General features: G+C 68.8%; 16 protein-coding genes. 4 read left to right on the forward strand and 12 right to left on the reverse strand.

Translation table 11 applies throughout. The features are described from left to right. Window positions 1–2: 2 nt before the first annotated feature. From PIGHUM_RS12305 to PIGHUM_RS12360, 12 genes are all read right to left on the reverse strand, one after another. Window positions 3–1127 (reverse strand): enoyl-CoA hydratase/isomerase family protein, encoded by a 1125-nt coding sequence (locus PIGHUM_RS12305; RefSeq protein ID WP_124079889.1) that lies wholly within the window; start codon window positions 1125–1127, stop codon window positions 3–5. Window positions 1128–1151: 24 nt separating this feature from the next. Next, a complete protein-coding gene (locus PIGHUM_RS12310) occupies window positions 1152–1661 on the reverse strand; it encodes a disulfide bond formation protein B (protein ID WP_124079890.1) in 510 nt (169 codons plus the stop codon). Window positions 1662–1676: 15 nt separating this feature from the next. After that, entirely contained in the window at window positions 1677–2384 is a 708-nt protein-coding gene (locus tag PIGHUM_RS12315) for a MarC family protein (protein WP_124079891.1), read from the reverse strand. A 24-nt stretch (window positions 2385–2408) separates the two neighbouring features. Continuing rightward, complete coding sequence (cobA, locus tag PIGHUM_RS12320; RefSeq protein WP_124079892.1) at window positions 2409–3173, reverse strand: uroporphyrinogen-III C-methyltransferase; 765 nt, start codon at window positions 3171–3173, stop codon at window positions 2409–2411. A gap of 3 nt (window positions 3174–3176) precedes the next feature. Beyond that, window positions 3177–3782, reverse strand: a complete 606-nt coding sequence (locus PIGHUM_RS12325) for a DUF934 domain-containing protein (RefSeq protein ID WP_124079893.1) — start codon at window positions 3780–3782, stop codon at window positions 3177–3179. Next, window positions 3775–5508 (reverse strand): nitrite/sulfite reductase, encoded by a 1734-nt coding sequence (locus PIGHUM_RS12330; protein ID WP_124079894.1) that lies wholly within the window; start codon window positions 5506–5508, stop codon window positions 3775–3777. The genes PIGHUM_RS12325 and PIGHUM_RS12330 overlap by 8 nt, the downstream gene beginning before the upstream one ends. A 189-nt stretch (window positions 5509–5697) precedes the next feature. Beyond that, window positions 5698–7206: an amidophosphoribosyltransferase gene (gene purF, locus PIGHUM_RS12335; protein WP_124079895.1), complete on the reverse strand. Its 1509-nt coding sequence runs from the start codon at window positions 7204–7206 to the stop codon at window positions 5698–5700. A gap of 101 nt (window positions 7207–7307) precedes the next feature. Then, complete coding sequence (locus PIGHUM_RS12340; protein WP_124079896.1) at window positions 7308–7796, reverse strand: CvpA family protein; 489 nt, start codon at window positions 7794–7796, stop codon at window positions 7308–7310. Further along, the gene (locus tag PIGHUM_RS12345; RefSeq protein WP_124079897.1) at window positions 7793–8605 is read right to left on the reverse strand and encodes an SPOR domain-containing protein; all 813 of its coding nucleotides are present in this window, start codon (window positions 8603–8605) and stop codon (window positions 7793–7795) included. Before PIGHUM_RS12345 ends, PIGHUM_RS12340 begins: the two co-directional genes overlap by 4 nt. Before the next feature lie 51 nt (window positions 8606–8656). Next, window positions 8657–9982, reverse strand: a complete 1326-nt coding sequence (folC, locus tag PIGHUM_RS12350) for a bifunctional tetrahydrofolate synthase/dihydrofolate synthase (RefSeq protein ID WP_124079898.1) — start codon at window positions 9980–9982, stop codon at window positions 8657–8659. A gap of 52 nt (window positions 9983–10034) precedes the next feature. Next, window positions 10035–10799 (reverse strand): type I methionyl aminopeptidase, encoded by a 765-nt coding sequence (map, locus tag PIGHUM_RS12355; protein ID WP_124079899.1) that lies wholly within the window; start codon window positions 10797–10799, stop codon window positions 10035–10037. Between the two features lie 26 nt (window positions 10800–10825). Continuing rightward, window positions 10826–12847, reverse strand: coding sequence for a DUF2207 domain-containing protein (locus PIGHUM_RS12360; protein WP_124079900.1), 2022 nt, complete (start codon window positions 12845–12847; stop codon window positions 10826–10828). 226 nt (window positions 12848–13073) lie between these two features. Here PIGHUM_RS12360 and PIGHUM_RS12365 point away from each other — a divergent pair, with 226 nt between their 5' ends. The 4 genes from PIGHUM_RS12365 to PIGHUM_RS12380 all read left to right on the forward strand — a co-directional run bounded on the left by PIGHUM_RS12365 (window position 13074) and on the right by PIGHUM_RS12380 (window position 16979). Beyond that, window positions 13074–14207, forward strand: coding sequence for an FAD-dependent monooxygenase (locus PIGHUM_RS12365; protein WP_124079901.1), 1134 nt, complete (start codon window positions 13074–13076; stop codon window positions 14205–14207). Beyond that, window positions 14186–15025, forward strand: a complete 840-nt coding sequence (locus PIGHUM_RS12370) for an IclR family transcriptional regulator (protein WP_246013142.1) — start codon at window positions 14186–14188, stop codon at window positions 15023–15025. The genes PIGHUM_RS12365 and PIGHUM_RS12370 overlap by 22 nt, the downstream gene beginning before the upstream one ends. Before the next feature lie 140 nt (window positions 15026–15165). After that, entirely contained in the window at window positions 15166–15432 is a 267-nt protein-coding gene (locus tag PIGHUM_RS12375) for a helix-turn-helix domain-containing protein (RefSeq protein WP_124079902.1), read from the forward strand. 260 nt (window positions 15433–15692) lie between these two features. Next, a complete protein-coding gene (locus tag PIGHUM_RS12380; RefSeq protein ID WP_124079903.1) occupies window positions 15693–16979 on the forward strand; it encodes a purine-cytosine permease family protein in 1287 nt (428 codons plus the stop codon). The last annotated feature ends 2 nt before the right edge of the window (window positions 16980–16981 follow it).

Here is a 16981-nt window from a genome sequence, read left to right on the forward strand (position 1 = left end):
CGTCACAGGCCGGCCAGCCTGGGCGGCAGGCGGTACGCCGAGATCTGCCCGAACGTGCGGCCGGCCCAGTCGGGACCGGCGACCTCGTCCGGGCCGTGCCGCCAGGCCGGACGCTTGTCCTTGTCGATCAGCAGCGCGCGAATGCCTTCGCGGAAATCGCCGTGCTCGCAGCACCACAAGGCCACCTGGTAATCCAGGCGCAGCACGTCGGCGAGGCTGGCGTGGCGCATGCGGCGCAGCAACTCCCAGCCCAGCCGCGCGGTACTGGGCGCACCGGCGCGCAGGCCGCGCTGGGCCGCCTGCAGCCAGGGATCTTCCGGCTCGGCCGCAAGAATGGCCTCGACCACCGGCGTGTATCCCGGCGCCGCACACCAGGCGCCGAGCGTGTCGAGATGGCGCCGCAGCGGCCCCTGCCCGCTCGGCTGCCGGCGCGCCGCCAATACGCCATGCATCAGCAAGTCGTCGTCGCGCCTATCGCCCGTCCAGTTTTGCGCGGCCAGCGCATCGATCGCCGCGCCGCGCTCGGCCTCGGCCAGGCGATAGTCGGCCCAGCCCACGAACAGCGCGTCGTCGGCCTCGATCGCCGCGCCGGTCAAGGCCAGGAACAGGCCCGACTTGCCCGGCATGCGGTTCATCGTCCAGATCATCCCCACATCGGGAAACAGGCCGATGGACACTTCGGGCATGGCCAGCCGCGACGCCTCGGTCACGACGCGATGGCTGGCGCCGATCAGCAGGCCCATGCCCCCGCCCATGACGATGCCATGGCCCCAGCACAGCAAGGGCTTGGGATAGGTGTGGATCAGATAGTCCAGCGCATACTCGCGCTCGAAGAATGCCGGGATCCCCGGCGCCAGGCCGGTCTGGCCCGCATGGCCGGCCATGGCGCGGTAGACGCCCTGCAGGTCGCCGCCGGCGCACAGCGCGCGCGTTCCCTCGGCCTGCAGCACCACCGCGGCGATCGCCGGATCCGCGGCCCAGGCCTGCAGCCTCCCGGCCAGCAGTTCGGCCATATCCAGCGACAAGGCATTGAGCGTGGCCGGCGCGTTCAGGCTGGCCATGCCCAGGCGGAAACCGCCGCCGGCGGCAAGTTCATCGAACAGGACAGGCGCGGCAGCGGTGGTCATGGCCGGGAACTCCGGAAAAATCGATCAGTTCGCGCCGCCGAACAGCGAGCGCTCGCGCCGCACCAGCAGCGCGCCCAGCGCGGCCGCGCCGAGCAATACGAACAGCAGCAGGCTCCAGATCTCGTAGCGCACGCCCAGCAAATCCACCGCCGCGTCGGCGCAGGTCGCGTAGATGCCGAATACCTGCGGCACCACCTCGTCCAGTCCGCTCGAGGTCATGAAGCGGTCGGCGAAGGTCTGCGCGCAGCTCATCATTTGCGAGGCGACATTGTGCTGGTAGGCGGCTGCGGCGACGCCCCCCGCCGCCAGCAGCGCCGCCAACGCGGACAGGACGCGCTGCGCCACGGCAGCGCGGCGCAGCAACAGGCCCAGGATGGCGGCGACGGCGATCGCCAGATAGATCAGGCGCTGCAGGACGCACCATGCGCAAGGCTGCATGTCGAACGCGTACTGCGAGACCAGGGCGACGCCGATGGCGCCCAGGCTGAGGATGGCGACGAGGGCGAGCAGACGGTCGGCAAGAAGGGTTCTCATGGAAAACACGCGGATTCAGTGAGTGGGAGGCAACTGCGCATCGCGCAGCACGGTCGTCAGCAGTTCGGAAGCCCCATCCCAGACGATCTGGACTCCCAGGCACAGCAGGATGAAAGCAGACAGGCGCAGGAAGACCACAGTTCCCGTATCGCCCAGCAATCGCAGCAATTGCTGCGCGTAGCGAAAGCACAGCAGCACCGAAGCCGCCACCACGGCCAGACCCGCCACCGCGCCGGAAATCCGCGTGATGCTGATGACCAGCGACGTCTGGTCGTGCAGGCTCGCGCCCACGGTAATGGCAGCCGCGATCGAACCCGGGCCGCAGGCGATCGGGAAAGTCAGCGGATAAAAGGCCGTGCGATTGACCATCTCGGGGGTGAAGCCCTCGGCCAGCCGCGCCGAGCGCTCGGCGCCGCCATCGTTGGAGTTGAGCAGGCGCCAGGCGCTGGACACCACCAGCAAGCCCCCGCCCACCCGGACGATGGACAGCGAAATGCCGAAAAAATCGAGCACGACCGAGCCGATCAGCATGGCGGCGAACAGCAGCAGGAACACATTGCGCGCGATCTTGCCCGCCAGCACTTCCCGAGTGCTATTGGAAGCGCCTTCGGTCAGGGACAGGAAGATCGGCGCGGTCGCCGTAGGGTTCAAAATCGGCAGCAGCGCGGCCAGGGAGAACAGCAGGCTCTTGCCCAGCGCCAGCCCGTACACTTCGATCAGCATGACCGAAGTGTAAGAGAAACGGCGTCAAGCCGCAGCGGCCCGGAGCCCTCTATCTTGCAACGCAACGCGACAGGCGTCCTGAACCAGTTCGGCGTAGACCTCGCCCACCAGGATCAGCGCCGGGCCGTCGCCCAGTTCCCCGGCGGCGGCGGGCAGGCCCGCCACCGTGGTGGGCAGCACGCGCTGGTCGGGGCGGCTGGCGTTCTCCACCAGCACAGCGGGGCGCGACGCGGGCAGCCCCGCCGCCACCAGCCCGTCGGCAATGGCCTGGGCCTGGCGGCTGGCCATGTAAAGCACCACGGTATCGGCGCCGCGCGCGGCATCGGCCCAGGCGTGCGGCTGCTCGCCCTGCCCGACCGCCGGCGTCAGGAACGCGACGCTGCGGCTGACGCCCCGGCGCGTCAGCGATTGCCCCAGCGCGGCGCTTGCGCCGAATGCCGCGCTGATGCCCGGCACCACCTCTACCTCGATGCCTGCGCCGGACAGCGCCGCGATCTCTTCCTGCGCCCGCCCGAACAGCATCGGATCGCCGCCCTTCAGCCGTACGACACAGGCGTGGCGCTGCGCCGCATCGACCAGTTGGCGGTTGATGAACTGCTGCGCGGTGGACAACCGGCCGCAACGCTTGCCCACCGCCACCTTCCTGGCCTGGGGCGCCAGGGCCAGCACCTCGTCGTCGACCAGCGCGTCGTGGAACACCACGTCGGCCCGCGCGAGCAGGCGCGCCGCCCGCAGCGTCAGCAGATCCACGGTTCCGGGCCCCGCTCCGACCAGATACACTTTGCCCATGATTCAGCCCTGCCAGCCGGCGGCGCCCTGCGGCGGCCGATGGGTGGGCCGGACGGCGGGCATCGCCGCCGCTTCTTCCTCGCGCGCCGACTCGCCGGCCCGGGCCGCGGGCGTCGAATAGCTGCGCTGGTAGGCCGCGGTGAAGGTGCCGAAAGCCTTGAGCGCTTGCTCCGGATCGTGGCCGGGCTTGACCGCGAAGCTGTCGAAGCCCGCGCGCGCCTGGTAGTGGATGGTATCGATCAGGACATCGCCCACCGCCCGCAGCTCCCCTTGCCAACCCAGCCGCGTGCGCAGCATGTAGGCGATGGAATAGCCGCGGCCATCCGTATAAACGGGGAAATCGACGGCGATCAGCGCCAGGCCCTGCTCGTCGATCCGGCCCGCTTCGGCCAGTTCGAGGGGATCGTCCGCCGGGGCCAACAGGACGCCCACCGGCCTGCGGCGCCCGCGCAGCTCCGCATGCGCCGCGCGCCAGACCGCCAGCGGCACGAGCCAGTCGCCGTCGTCGGGCGGCAGGGCTTGCGCCTCGGTGGGTTCGAAACGCTGCCAGGTGTCCGCTTCCAGTCCATGCGGCCGTACGAGCGTGGCGGCTTGCTGCAACTCAGACATGGGCGGCCTCCGCGACGGCGGCCTTGGCCTGCTTGCGTTCTGCGTAGACCCGGGTCTTGAATGGCTCGATGCCGACGCGTTCGACGACATCGATGAAGCGTTCGGCGTCGCTGTCGCGCAGATCGAGGTAGGTCTCCACCAGGTTGGCGACGACGTCGGCCACCTCGCCCCGGGCGAAGGACGGGCCGATGATGCGGCCGATCGCCGCCCCGCCCCCGCGCGTGGACGCGATGTCGGGCAGCGGCTTGGCGCCGCCGTTCTGGCGCCCGCCCAGCGTAACCTGGTACCACTCCTCGCCCGCCTTGTCCACGCCCAGGATGCCGATGTGACCGACGTGATGATGGCCACAGGAGTTGATGCAGCCCGAGATGTTCAAGTCGAGTTCTCCGATCTCGTACAGGTAGTCCAGGTCGTCGAAACGGCGCTGGATGGCCTCGGCCACGGGAATGGACACCGCATTGGCCAGCGCGCAGAAATCCCCGCCCGGGCAGGCGATGATGTTGGTCAGGAGGCCGACGTTGGGAGTAGCCAGGCCCAGTTCGTCGAGTGCCTTCCACAGCGCGTGGAGCTGGCTGCGCGGCACGTCGGCGAACACCACGTTCTGTTCGTGCGTGACGCGCATCTCGCCGAAGCTGTAGCGGTCGGCCAGGTCGGCCACGGCGTCCATCTGGTCGGCCGTGATGTCTCCCGGCGGCACGCCGGTGCGCTTGAGCGACAAGGTCACGGCGGCGTAGCCGGCCACCTTGTGGGGATGCGTATTGCGCTGCAGCCAGCGGGCGAAGCGCGGATCGGCGCTCGCATGCCCGGCGGACGTATCGGCCCCCGGGTCGGCCGCGTACGGCGTGGCCGGGAAACGGTCGGCGATGGCGCGCACCTGTTCGTCCGTCAGGGTCTCCCGGCCGCCCTTGTTGTGCTGCCACTCCCGCTCGACTTCCTCGGCGAAAACCTGCGGGGTCAATTCCTTGACCAGGATCTTGATGCGGGCCTTGTACTTGTTGTCGCGCCGGCCGTGCAGGTTGTAGACCCGCAGGACGGCCTGCAGATAGGTCAGCAGGTGCTGCCAGGGCACGAAGGGATTGATCAACTGGCCCACCAGGGGCGTGCGGCCGAGGCCGCCGCCGACCCACACCCGGAAGCCGATCTCGCCGTCCCGCTCGACGGCCTGCAGGCCGATGTCGTGCACGCCGACCGCCGCGCGGTCGGCCACGGCGCCGCTGACCGCGATCTTGAACTTGCGCGGCAGGAAGGCGAATTCGGGGTGGAAGGTGGACCACTGCCGGATCAGTTCGCACCAGACCAGCGGATTGACGATTTCATCGGGCGCGATGCCGGCGAATTGGTCGGTGGTCGTGTTGCGGATGTCGTTGCCGCTGGTCTGGATCGCGTGCATCTGCACCTTGGCCAATTCGGCCAGAATGTCGGGCACGTCCTCGAGGTTCGGCCAGTTGAACTGTATGTTCTGCCGGGTGCTGAAATGCCCGTAGCCGCGATCCCACTTGCGCGCGATATGCGCCAGCGTGCGCAGCTGGCGCGACGCCAGCATGCCGTAGGGAACGGCCACGCGCAGCATGGGCGCGTGACGCTGGATATACAGACCGTTCTGCAGGCGCAGCGTGCGGAAATCGTCCTCGGTCAGCTGCCCGTTCAGGAAGCGCCGGGTCTGGTCCCGGAACTGCGCGACGCGTTGATCGACCAGCAATTGATCGACGGGTTGGTACTGGTACATGCAACAAGCCTCTGCGGATAGGGCAAGCAAATGGCGGAATTCGCCCAAACCCGCAGCTTACAAAGACCGGTATATGAATAAAACGACCGGTTCGTCATGTGCATATACAAGAAAGCTATATGAAGCCCGCCTGTCCCAGGGCACCGCGGATCCGGCTTCGCCGGCCCGCCCGGGGCGGGCCCGGCCTCCCTACACTCCCATGCTTACCCTCAGGCCGCCCGCCGGGTTGGCTTCGTTGCTGCTGTTGTTGCGACGGCGCTCGATGTGGTCCAGATATTCCGGCGTCACGTCTCCGGTCACATAGTGGCCGTCGAAACACGAAGACTCGAACTGCGTAAGGCTGGGGTTCATGTCGCTGACCGCCTGGCGCATGGCGTCGAGATCCTGGTAGACCAGCGCGTCGGCGCCGATCACGCGGGCGATTTCCTCGTCCGTGCGGCCGTGGGCGATCAGTTCGCTGCGCGTAGGCATGTCGATGCCGTAGACATTGGGGAAGCGCACCGGAGGCGCGGCCGAGGCGAAATACACCTTGTTCGCGCCCGCCGCCCGGGCCATGTCGACGATCTCGCCGCTGGTGGTGCCGCGCACGATGGAATCGTCCACGATCAGTACGTTCTTGCCTTTGAACTCCTCGCTCATCGCGTTGAGCTTCTGGCGCACCGACTTCTTGCGCACCGCCTGGCCGGGCATGATGAAGGTGCGGCCCACGTAGCGGTTCTTGATGAAGCCTTCGCGATAATTCAGGTTCAGCTTGGCCGCCAGCTGCATGGCCGCGGGCCGGGCCGAATCGGGAATCGGCATGACAACGTCGACGTCGCCCAGGCGCAGGTTGCGCGCCACCTTGTCGGCCAGGTACTCGCCCATGCGCAGGCGCGAGCCATAGACCGAGACGCCGTCCATCAGCGAATCGGGTCGGGCGAAGTAGACGTACTCGAAGATGCAGGGGCTGAGCACCGGGTTGTCGGCGCACTGGCGCGCGCTGATGCGGCCGTCCAGGTCGATGAAGATGGCTTCGCCCGGGGCGACGTCGCGCTCGAGCCTGAAGCCCATGCCTTCCAGCGTGACCGACTCCGAAGCGACCATCCATTCGACGCCCGCGTCGGACTCGGCCTTGCCCAGACAGAGCGGCCGGATGCCGTGCGGATCGCGGAAGGCGAGCATGCCGTAGCCGGCGATCTCGGCCACCACGGCATAGGCGCCGCGTACGCGCCGGTGCACCGAGGACACCGCGCGGAAGATCGCGTCTTCGTCCAGCGACACGCCGCTCGACGAACGCTGCAGCTCATGCGCCAGCACATTGAGCAGTACTTCCGAATCGGAATTCGTGTTGATGTGGCGGCGATCGATGCGGAACATCTCTTCCCGCAGTGCTTCCCAATTGGTCAGGTTGCCGTTGTGGGCGAAGGTGATGCCAAACGGCGCATTCACGTAGAAAGGCTGGGCCTCTTCTTCGCTCGAGCTGGAACCGGCGGTGGGATAGCGCACCTGGCCGATGCCGGAGTTCCCGGGCAGCGACCGCATGTTGCGCGTCCGGAAGACGTCGCGCACCAGGCCATGCGCCTTGAACATATTGAACGCGTTGCCCTGCGACGTGGCGATGCCCGCCGCGTCCTGACCGCGATGCTGCAACAGCAGCAGGCTGTCGTAGAGCAACTGATTGACCGGCGCGTGCGAGACGACACCGACGATTCCACACATGAGAGCCTCTCTTCAGTTATCCATACCGCTGCCCGCCATCCATACAGGACGGCGCAGCCGTTCGAACCTGGGCGCGCATCGGCGCGCTGGGGGTAGTCATACTAATAACGGATCCAATCCGCAAACTGTTCCGGCAAGTACGGCCTGACCGCCCGGACGCCTGCTTCGGCATAGGGAGACAAGACCGCCTCGGTCCACCACGGTTCCTTGGGCAGCGGCGTGAACCCGGCCGCCACCACCAGAACCAGCACGATCAGCACGCCGCGCGCCAGGCCGAACAGCGCGCCCAGGCCACGGTCCGCCAGCGACAGGCCGGTGGCCTTCATCACCATGCCCAGGGCAAGGTTGACGATACCCACTGCGATCAGCACCGCGATGAACACACCCGCGTACGCAACCACCGCGCGCAGGCCGGAATTCTCGATGTACGGCGCCAGCATGTCGTACGCATGCGGTCCGTACCGTATGGCGCCCGTGAAGGCAGCCACGTAGGCGACCAGCGACAGGACTTCCTTGACGAGCCCCCTGAACAGGCCTATGACCACCGACGCCCCCAGAATCAGCAAGACGCCGTAGTCGAAATGGGTCACAGCGGAACGATGGAGCTGCCAAAGCCTGCCGAGGTGATGCGCGCGCGGGCCGCGTCGGCCGCCTCGCGCGAAGCGAACGGACCGACCCGGACGCGGAAGACGTCGCCCTTGCCCGTCTTGACGCGCTCGGTGAAGCTCTTGATGCCCGCCGCGCTCAGCCGGTCGCGCATGTCATTGGCGCGGTCCTCGGTGGAAAACGCCGCGATCTGCACCGCGAAACTGCCTTTGCTTTCGGGCTTGTCCGGCTTGGGCTGCGAAGCCGCCGCCGCATTGCCCTCCAGCAGGGCCCGAGCGCGCGCCGCCTCGGTCCGCGCAGCCTGGGCCCGGGCGGCTTCCGCCTTGGCCGCTTCCGCACGGGCGGCATCGGCCCGGGCCGTGTCCTCGGGCGCCGGACGCGCAGGCGCCTCGGCAGCGGGTGCGGACCTGGCAGGCGGTTGGGGCTGTGCAGCCTCGGGCTTGGGAGGCTCCGGGCGCGCGGGCACCGGCGCAGCGGCGGGCGCACTCACGCCGGGCTCGGCCGGACGCGTAGGCGCTTCGGCCTCAGGCGCCCTGGCCAGGGGTTCTGCGGTATTGCGGTCGGGGATCTGGATGGGGATGTCGTCAGGCAGCAGCGGCGGCTCGGAATCGAGCACCATGGGCAGCACGACAATCGCCGCCAGTACCAGGGCGATCGCGCCGACCAGCCGGCGCCGCGCGCGGCGGCGCGCTTCCTGTGCGGGATCCTGCGGGTCGCTGCCGGCTGCATAGCCGGCGCGGTTGGATTTGGCCGTCGTGGCGGCCGCCTTCTTCTTGCGCTCGAGCAATCCCATTGATACGTCCGGCTGAAGCACGCGGCGGTCGTCGGCGGGCGCAGGCCCGGCTCAACCCGCGCGGGCGGCCTTGGCCGCACGCATGGAGGCCAACACGCCCGCCACGGTTAGGAAAGATCCGAAGACCACAATTCTATCACCCTCGCCTGCTCTTTCCTGCGCTGCGGCAAATGCCGCGGCCGGATCGGCGAAGGCCTCGATCGAAGCGTCTTTGCCGCGCCCGGCCCCGAGCGCCTCGAGCCGCTCGACAAGCGCCTCGCCGCTCAGCCCGCGCGGTCCCTCCAGGCCGACGCAGTACCAGTGATCCACGCGCTCGCCCAGCCTGGCGATCACGCCGTCCACGTCTTTGTCGTTCAACATGCCGAACACCGCATAGGTGTAGGGATAAAAGCCCATGTTGTCGAGGTTGTCCGCGAGCACCGCAGCGGCGTGGGGATTGTGCGCCACGTCGAGAATCACCGCCGGCCGGCCGGGCAGTATCTGGAAGCGCCCCGGCAACTGCACCTGCAGCAGTCCGAGCCGCACGGCCTGCTGCGGCACGTGCAGGCGGTCGCGCAGCGACTCCAGCGCGGCCAGCGCGGCCGAGGCATTGAGCAGTTGATTGGCGCCGCGCAGCGCCGGATAGGCCATGGCGTTGCGGCGCATGCCGCGGCCGCCGTAGTTCCACTGCTGCTTGTCGCCGGAATAGTTGTAGTCGTGGCCGAAGCGCCAGAGGTCGGCGCCTATGCTTTGCGCATACTCCACCAGCGACTGCGGCGGCACCGGATCGGCGCAGATCGCCGGCTTGCCGCCGCGGTAGATGTGGGCCTTCTCCCAGCCGATCTTTTCGCGGTCGTCGCCCAGCCATTCCACGTGGTCCAGGTCCACGCTGGTGATGACGGCGCAGTCGGCGTCCACGATATTGACCGCGTCCAGCCGCCCGCCCAGCCCCACCTCGAGTATCGCCACGTCCAGCCCGGACTGCGCGAACAGCCGCAGGATGGCGAGCGTGGTCAGCTCGAAATAGGTCAGCGAGACGTCGCCGCGCGCCGCATCCACCGCGGCGAACTGCTCGGTCAGCGCCGCATCGCTGGCCGGCTCGCCGTTGACGCGGGCGCGCTCGTTGAAATCCAGCAGGTGCGGCGAGGTATACAGGCCGACCCGGTAGCCCGCGCACAGCAGGATGGATTCGAGCATGGCGCAGGTCGAGCCCTTGCCGTTGGTGCCGCCGACGACGATGGTGACCGCATCCAGGTCCAGCGCCAGCCGCCGCGCCACCTCGCGCACCCGCTCCAGGCCCAGGTCGATGGGACGGCTGTGGATGGACTCCAGGTAGGCCAGCCACTGCGCCAGCGGGCTATGCGGATCGGGTCGGAAAACGGGGACGGAAGACGACATGGACGGGCCGTGGAAAAACGCGACAGGAAAAGAAAAAGAGAAAGCCGGGGGATCAGCCCTTGGGCCAGGCGGTGAGGATGTCGTAGCCATCCTCGGTCACCGCCACCATGTGCTCCCATTGGGCGGACAGCGAGCCGTCGGCAGTCACCACCGTCCAGTCGTCGTCCAGCACGCGCACCTCGTGATGGCCGGCGTTGAGCATGGGTTCGATCGTGAACACCATGCCGGTCTTCAGGCGCAGGCCGGTGCCGGGCTTGCCGTAGTGCAGCACCTGCGGGGCCTCATGGTACTTGCGGCCGATGCCGTGGCCGCAATAATCGCGCACCACCGCGTAGCCCTGCCCTTCGGCATAGGCCTGGATGGCCGCGCCCACGTCGCCCAGGGTGGCGCCGGGACGTACCGCGGCGATGCCGCGCAGCATGCTTTCCAGCGTCGCTTCCGCCAGGCGCCGGGCCTGTGCCGACGGCGTGCCGGCGTAGTACATGCGGCTGGTGTCGCCGTGCCAGCCGTCCTTGATGACCGTGACGTCGATATTGACGATGTCGCCTTCGGCCAGCACGTCTTCGGGCTTGGGAATGCCGTGGCAGACCACGCCGTTGATGGAGGTGCACAGCGTCTTGGGAAAGCCGTGGTAGCCCACGTTGGCGGGAATGGCCTTCTGGACCTTGGTGATGTATTCGTAGCAGCGGCGGTCCAGTTCTTCGGTCGAAACGCCCGGCTGGACGTACTCGCCGATCATTTCCAGGACCTCGGCCGCCATGCCGCCCGCAATGCGCATCGCTTCGACTTCTTGCGGGGACTTGATGGTGATTGCCATTCGGGAAACTCCGTGTTGATCCGATTCTAACCCGGGCCCACGCCTGTCTCTTCGCCGCTTCGCGCGGGACGTGCCCGGGCTGCCGTCGCGGACCATCGGTCCAGGCTGCGCATGACGGCACGCGCCTGGGCCAGCGGATCGTAGACGCCGCCATAGCGCGCGCGCATGTCCGCCAGGGCGCCGGCCGCGCCGGCGCGCCAGCCCGCATGCGCGGCCGACCACTTGCGCTCCGTCCCGAGCGCGAGCGCATAAGGCAGGTAGCGCTCGTAGCGCGCCAGGCCGGCTTCGGGGCCCGCGGCGGGCTCGGGACGCGCCAGGAAGCGGCGAAAGGCATCGACCTGGGCCCGCAGCGCCGCCCCTTGCCGCGTATAGCCCCGCAGGAACAGGAAGGCGGCGCAGACCATCGCCAGCAAGGCCAGCGGCGCCAGGCTCGCCGCCAGCAGCGGCAGCGGCGCCACATGCGTGACCACGCCCCACACCCCTCCCGCCAGGCAGGCCAGCGCCAGCACGCCCAGGACGGCGCGGCTGGCCAGGCTCGTCGCGCCTGCGCGCCATTGCGCATACAGGGCAAACAGCGCGGGCACGGCCGGCAGCGGCAACAGCAGGCTCCAGGCCTCCCACGAACGCAAGGTGCCGACCCGCACGATCCCCAGGCCGACCAGCGCGACCGTCATCGCCAGCCATAGATAGAAGCCGTGGCGCGCGCGGTCCGAACCATCGACGAACAGGCTGCGCGCGTAGGTCTCTTCGAGGCGTTCGCGCTGGTCGCGCTGCGCCTCGTCATAGCAATGGCGGTACAAGCCGTCGAGCCGCAGCAGCGTCCGGTCGCCCGAGAACCATGCTCCCGCGCTCGCCGTCTCGCGGCGGCGCTGGCCGCCGAGCGCGGGGCTCTCGGCCTGCGGCGGCCCGGAAGCGAAGAAGCGCCCCAGCATGCCGTTGAGCAGCGGATCGTGGCGGCCATCGCCGCCGGTGTGGTTGGGCAGGCGCTCGATATAGCGGCCGTCCTGGCGGACCAGGACGCCGACGGAACGGCGCGACAGCAGTTCCATCATGCCGGCCAGGAAGGTCCAGCGGTCGTAGCCCTTGCGATCGATGTAGCGCAGCGCCGGCGCCGACAGTCCCTCGGGCGGATCGTCCAGACGCTCGCGCGTGCGCGGCCCGGACCTGCGCAAGGACAGCGCGGCCAGCAGGTAATACACGATCAGCAGCGCGGCGCCGCCGCCGGCCACCCACAGCTCGGCGCGATCCTGCACGTCATGCCACCAGGCCCGCAACGGCCCGGGCCGCTCGACCGCGCCCGCAGGCCATGCCACGTCCACTTCCATGCCCTCGCCCGGCGCCAGCGTCCGGGTGGACACGAATACCGCGCGCCCGGCCTCGCGCACATCGAGCCGCCCCGGCGCGCCGCCGCCGCGCGCCGCCACGACCGCGTCCGATACCGGCGCATCGTCGGGCAGCACGATGCGCACGCGCACTTTGTCTACCGGCAAGGCCCACGAACGGCCGGTGGCGTCCCAGGCCAGCCGGTCGCGCGCCCCGTCGGCCTGCAGTTGCCGGCTCACCCGATAGACCAGCGAATACTGATACTCGCCCATGCGGAACGATACGTCGGGCTTGCCCGTGACGAGGCGCAGGCCATCGGGCAGGCGGCTGACGGCGAACGGTTCCGGCCGGCCGTCGCGGCGCATGGACAGCACGTCGAGCGCAGCGCTGCGCCGGTTGCCTTCGGCGTCCCGGTACAGCCCGGCGAAGTCGCGCTGCAGGCCGTATTTGATCAGGCGCCCTTCGGAGCGTACGCGGATGTTCTCCGTTACCAGCAGGTCGCCGCTGCGCTCGACCTTGATGTCGCTGAAAAACTCCAGGATGCGCTCGTCCGCGCGAGCGCCCGGCGCGGCGGCGAGCAGGCAGGCGGCCGCCAGCATCCCGGCCCGCGCGATGCGCCGCCAGACGATTCGCGCGCAGCGCCGCGCGCCCTGTCCATCCAGGGCGGCAGACCGGCCGCGCCGGCAATGGCCTCCCCTTCCGGGGCCGCAATCAACCATAGGCATTCAGATATCGCACCACACCTTGTCGTTCCGGCAGGACTGTACCACCGGGCGTCCGCCTGTATGGCGCGCACAACCGCTTGTTGCGACTTGGGCCGGCTGATGCGGGTGTTTCCTGCATGGCATCGCTTCCGTGTTTTCCCCATTGACACGTCTCTCGACCGAGTTATAGAATTTTTGAACTTATTGTTCATTTATGTACACATCAGGCCGAATACAGGAGAACCTCATGGCATCGCCTCTCATTGGCATCAGCGGCGCGGGAATTGGCGGGATGGCGGCGGCGATTGCCCTGCGCAAGCTCGGCCTGGAATCCGTGCTGTTCGAACAGGCCCCCAAATTCGCCCGCGTCGGCGCCGACATCAACCTCACCCCGAATGCCGTACTGGCCCTCGACGGCCTGGGCATGGGCGTGGGCGCCGAACTGCGCAAGACCGCGGCCCGCCCCACCCACCGCATCAGCCGCATGTGGGATACCGGCGAGGAAACCTCGCGCCTGGAAATGGCGAACGCCGCCGAAGAACGCTATGGCGCGCCGCAGCTCACCATCCACCGCGCCGATCTCCTGTCCGCGCTCGAGCAGGCGGTGCCCGCCTCCACCCTCCACATGGGCAAGCGCACGGTCAACATCAGCGAGGGCGCAGACGGCATCACCGTCGCCTTCGAAGACGGCACCTCGCAGCGCGTCGATGTACTGGTCGGCGCGGACGGCATCCACTCGACCGTGCGCAAGTACCTGCTGGGCGACGAATACCCCGATTTCACCGGCGTGGTGGCCTACCGCGCCGTGGTGCCGGCCGCCAAGCTGGAAGGCGTCCCCAACCTGGGCGCGTTCACCAAGTGGTGGGGCCCCATCCCCGAGACCCAGATCGTCACCTTCCCGCTCAACCTGGGCCGCGACATCTTCATCTTCGCCACCATCCCGCAGGACAGCTGGCGCCACGAATCCTGGACCATGCCCGGCAGCGTCGAGGAACTGCGCTCGCTGTACGCCGATTTCCACCCCGAGGCCCGCGCGCTGCTGGACGCCTGCGACGAAGTGCTCAAGTCGGCCCTCTACGTACGCGATCCGCTGCCGTCCTGGTCGCGCGGCAACGTCACCCTGCTGGGCGACGCCTGCCATCCCATGATGCCGTTCATGGCCCAGGGCGCCGGCATGGCCATCGAAGACGCCGTCGTGCTGGCGCGCCAGTTGGCCGCCCTGCCCGAGCAGCCTGCCGAAGCCCTCACGCGCTACGAAAGCGCGCGGCGCGAGCGCACCGCCAAGATCCAGCTCGGTTCGCGCGGCAACAACTGGCTCAAGGACGGCGGCAATGCCGACTGGGTGTACGAATACAATTCGTGGACCGTTCCCCTGGCCTGATCCGCATGCCCGCTACTGCCGACTCCTTCGACCACGACGAACCCGCCGGCAAGGCCGGCCTCGTCTCCCCCGTGGTGCGGGCTTTCCGCCTGCTGCGCTACGTGGTCGAAGGCGGCAGCACCTCCAACCTGAGCGAGGTGGGCCGCACCATCGACGTCAACCGCGTCACGGTGATGCGGCTGATCGCCACGCTCGAGCACGAAGGCGTGCTCGAAGCCCTGCCCCAGGGCGGCCACCGCATCGGCCTGGGCTTTCTGAAGCTCGCTTCGGCCGCCACCGCCGCCGACGACATGCTCGACCTCGGCCGGCGCGTGCTGGCCGACGTGCGCGCCGCGCTGAACATGTCGGCCTACCTGGCGGCCCTGGACGGCAGCCACGTGGTCTACCTGCTGCGCGACATGCCCGAGGCCGGGCTGATCAGCAGCGTCAAGGTCGGCACGCGCCTGGCGGCACCGCTGACCACGCCGGGACGCGTGCTGCTCGCGTGGCAGCCGGCGGGCGCACTGGAAACCGTGCTCGCGCAATTGCACCGGGAGGCCGGGCTGCCGGACCCGGCCCGCCTGCGCGCCCAACTGGCGCAGGATCGGGAGCAAGGCTGCGCCTGGAGCTTCTCGGGTTTCGAGGCCGGCATCGATTCCTGCGCGGCTCCGGTATTCGACGCGCTGGGAGCGGCCGTGGCCGCGATCAGCGTGGCGGGCCCGGAAGCCGCCTACCAGACTCAGCCCGGCCTGCGCGCACGCGCCGAGCAAGCCGTCAAAAATGGCGCGCGCGACCTCTCGCTGCTGTTGGGCAGCCGGCACTATCCGCCTGCGGCTTGACGAGTTCGCGTCGCTAAATCCTCACGATCATGAGGATTTTTGATTAACCTAGTTTGAATGACTCATTTTCCTCACGATCGTGAGGATTTTGTTGTGAAACCCCCTACATTCTTCCATAATCCTTACAAACGTGAGGATTCATGAAAATACCACTCCAACGCGCGGACGCGCTCGGCCCCATCGTGCGCGCGGTCCGCAAGGCCCAGGCCATCCGCCAGGACGACGCCGCCGGCAGCATAGGTGTGAGCGAAAACTTCCTGGGCAAGATCGAGCGCGGCAGCGATACGATCCAGTGGGGCAAACTGTTCCAGGTCTTGCATGGCCTGGGCATCCGGGTCGTACTCGACGTCCCGGACGAAGCCGCAGCCCGGCTCGCGCAAACGGGTTCCGCCACCAAGGCAAGCTGATGGAAGCGCGCTGCATCCGCGCGATCATCCACAGCGTGATCGCGCAGATGGTCGGGCAGTTGGCGCCATAGGCCGGGGCGCGCCCGCGCCGCGCCTCGGCCGTTGCCCGCCGCCGGCAGCACCTGCAGGGGCGAACATCCAGTTGGATTGACGCCTCCATGCCGTGACGAGCGGCGTGCTAATGTTGCACCCGCCCTTTCCGGGAAGGCGCGGCCCTGCGGTGGACACGGCCTTCCCGGCTCACCCATGCGGATCACGACATGAACTCTTCCTCTTCCGGCGCCAACCAGGCGCTGACCCCGGTCGCGCCTTCCGCCCGCCTGTTCGGCTGGCACAACCATGCCTCGCTATGGTTCAGCCTGGGCGTCGGCCTGCTCGTCATGCAGGTAGGCGCCTACCTGGTGCCCGCGCTCGGCACCCGCGAGGCGCTGCTGGCCATCGTCGCCGGCTCGATCGTCGGCGCCGGCCTGCTGGGCTGGGTCGCGAAGCTGGGCTGCGACAGCGGACTGGCCAGCGCGGGCCTGATCCACGCCACCTACGGAAGCGCGTTCGCGCGGCTGCCCGTGCTGCTCAACATCGTCCAATTGGTAGGCTGGGGCACGTTCGAACTGGTCGTGATGCGCGATGCCACGGTGGCGATCGGCCGCCAGGCCGGCGGCATGGCGGCGCCCGGCTGGACCGTCGGCGCCACGCTGCTGTGGGGAGGCCTGCTGGCGCTGCTGATCAGCGGCTCCATGGTTCAGGTCGTGCGGCGCCTGATTTCGCGCGTCGCGTTGCCGCTGGTGGTGCTTTCGCTGCTCTGGCTGAGCTGGCAGTTCCTGGGAATGGCGCATGCGCAGGGCTGGGCCGGCTTGTGGCAGCGGCCGGGCAACGGCGGCATGGGCGTGCTGCCGGCGCTGGACCTGGTCATCGCCATGCCGATCTCATGGCTGCCGCTGGTGGCCGACTATGCCCGCTACGGCCGCGGCGGCCGCGCGGCGCTGGGCGGCACCTGGCTGGGCTACGCCATCGCCAATGTGTGGTGCTACGGATTGGGGGTGCTGGTGGCGCTGACGCTGCCGAGCGCCGACCTGGTCACGGCGCTGCTGCTTGCGCAGGGAGGCCTGATCGCGCTGTCGCTGATCCTCATCGATGAAGTCGACAACGCCTACGGGGACTGCTATTCGGGCGCGGTGTCGGCGCACAGCCTGCATCCCCGCTGGAGCATACGGCGCTGGGGGCTGGCCATGGTGGCGGTCTGCACCGTCCTGGCGCTGGCCTTGCCCATCCATGACCTGGAACCCTTCCTGTTGCTGCTGAGCTCGGTGTTCGTGCCGCTGTTCGGCGTCATCCTGGGACGCCTGTCCTTCGGCATCAATGCCGCCGCCGCGCTGGCGCGGGCCCGCGCCATCCACTGGGGACCGGTCGCGATCTGGCTGGCCGGCGTAGCCACCTACCATCTCGGCCGCCTCGTCGCGCCCGATGCCGGTTCGGCGCTGCCGGCGCTGGCCCTGAGCTTCCTGCTGGCGCTGGCGACGCGTCCCCGCGGCCAGACCCCAGCAGCCTGACG

It is taken from the genome of Pigmentiphaga humi, from assembly GCF_900606115.1.
GTDB classification, from domain to species: Bacteria; Pseudomonadota; Gammaproteobacteria; order Burkholderiales; family Burkholderiaceae_B; genus Pigmentiphaga; species Pigmentiphaga humi.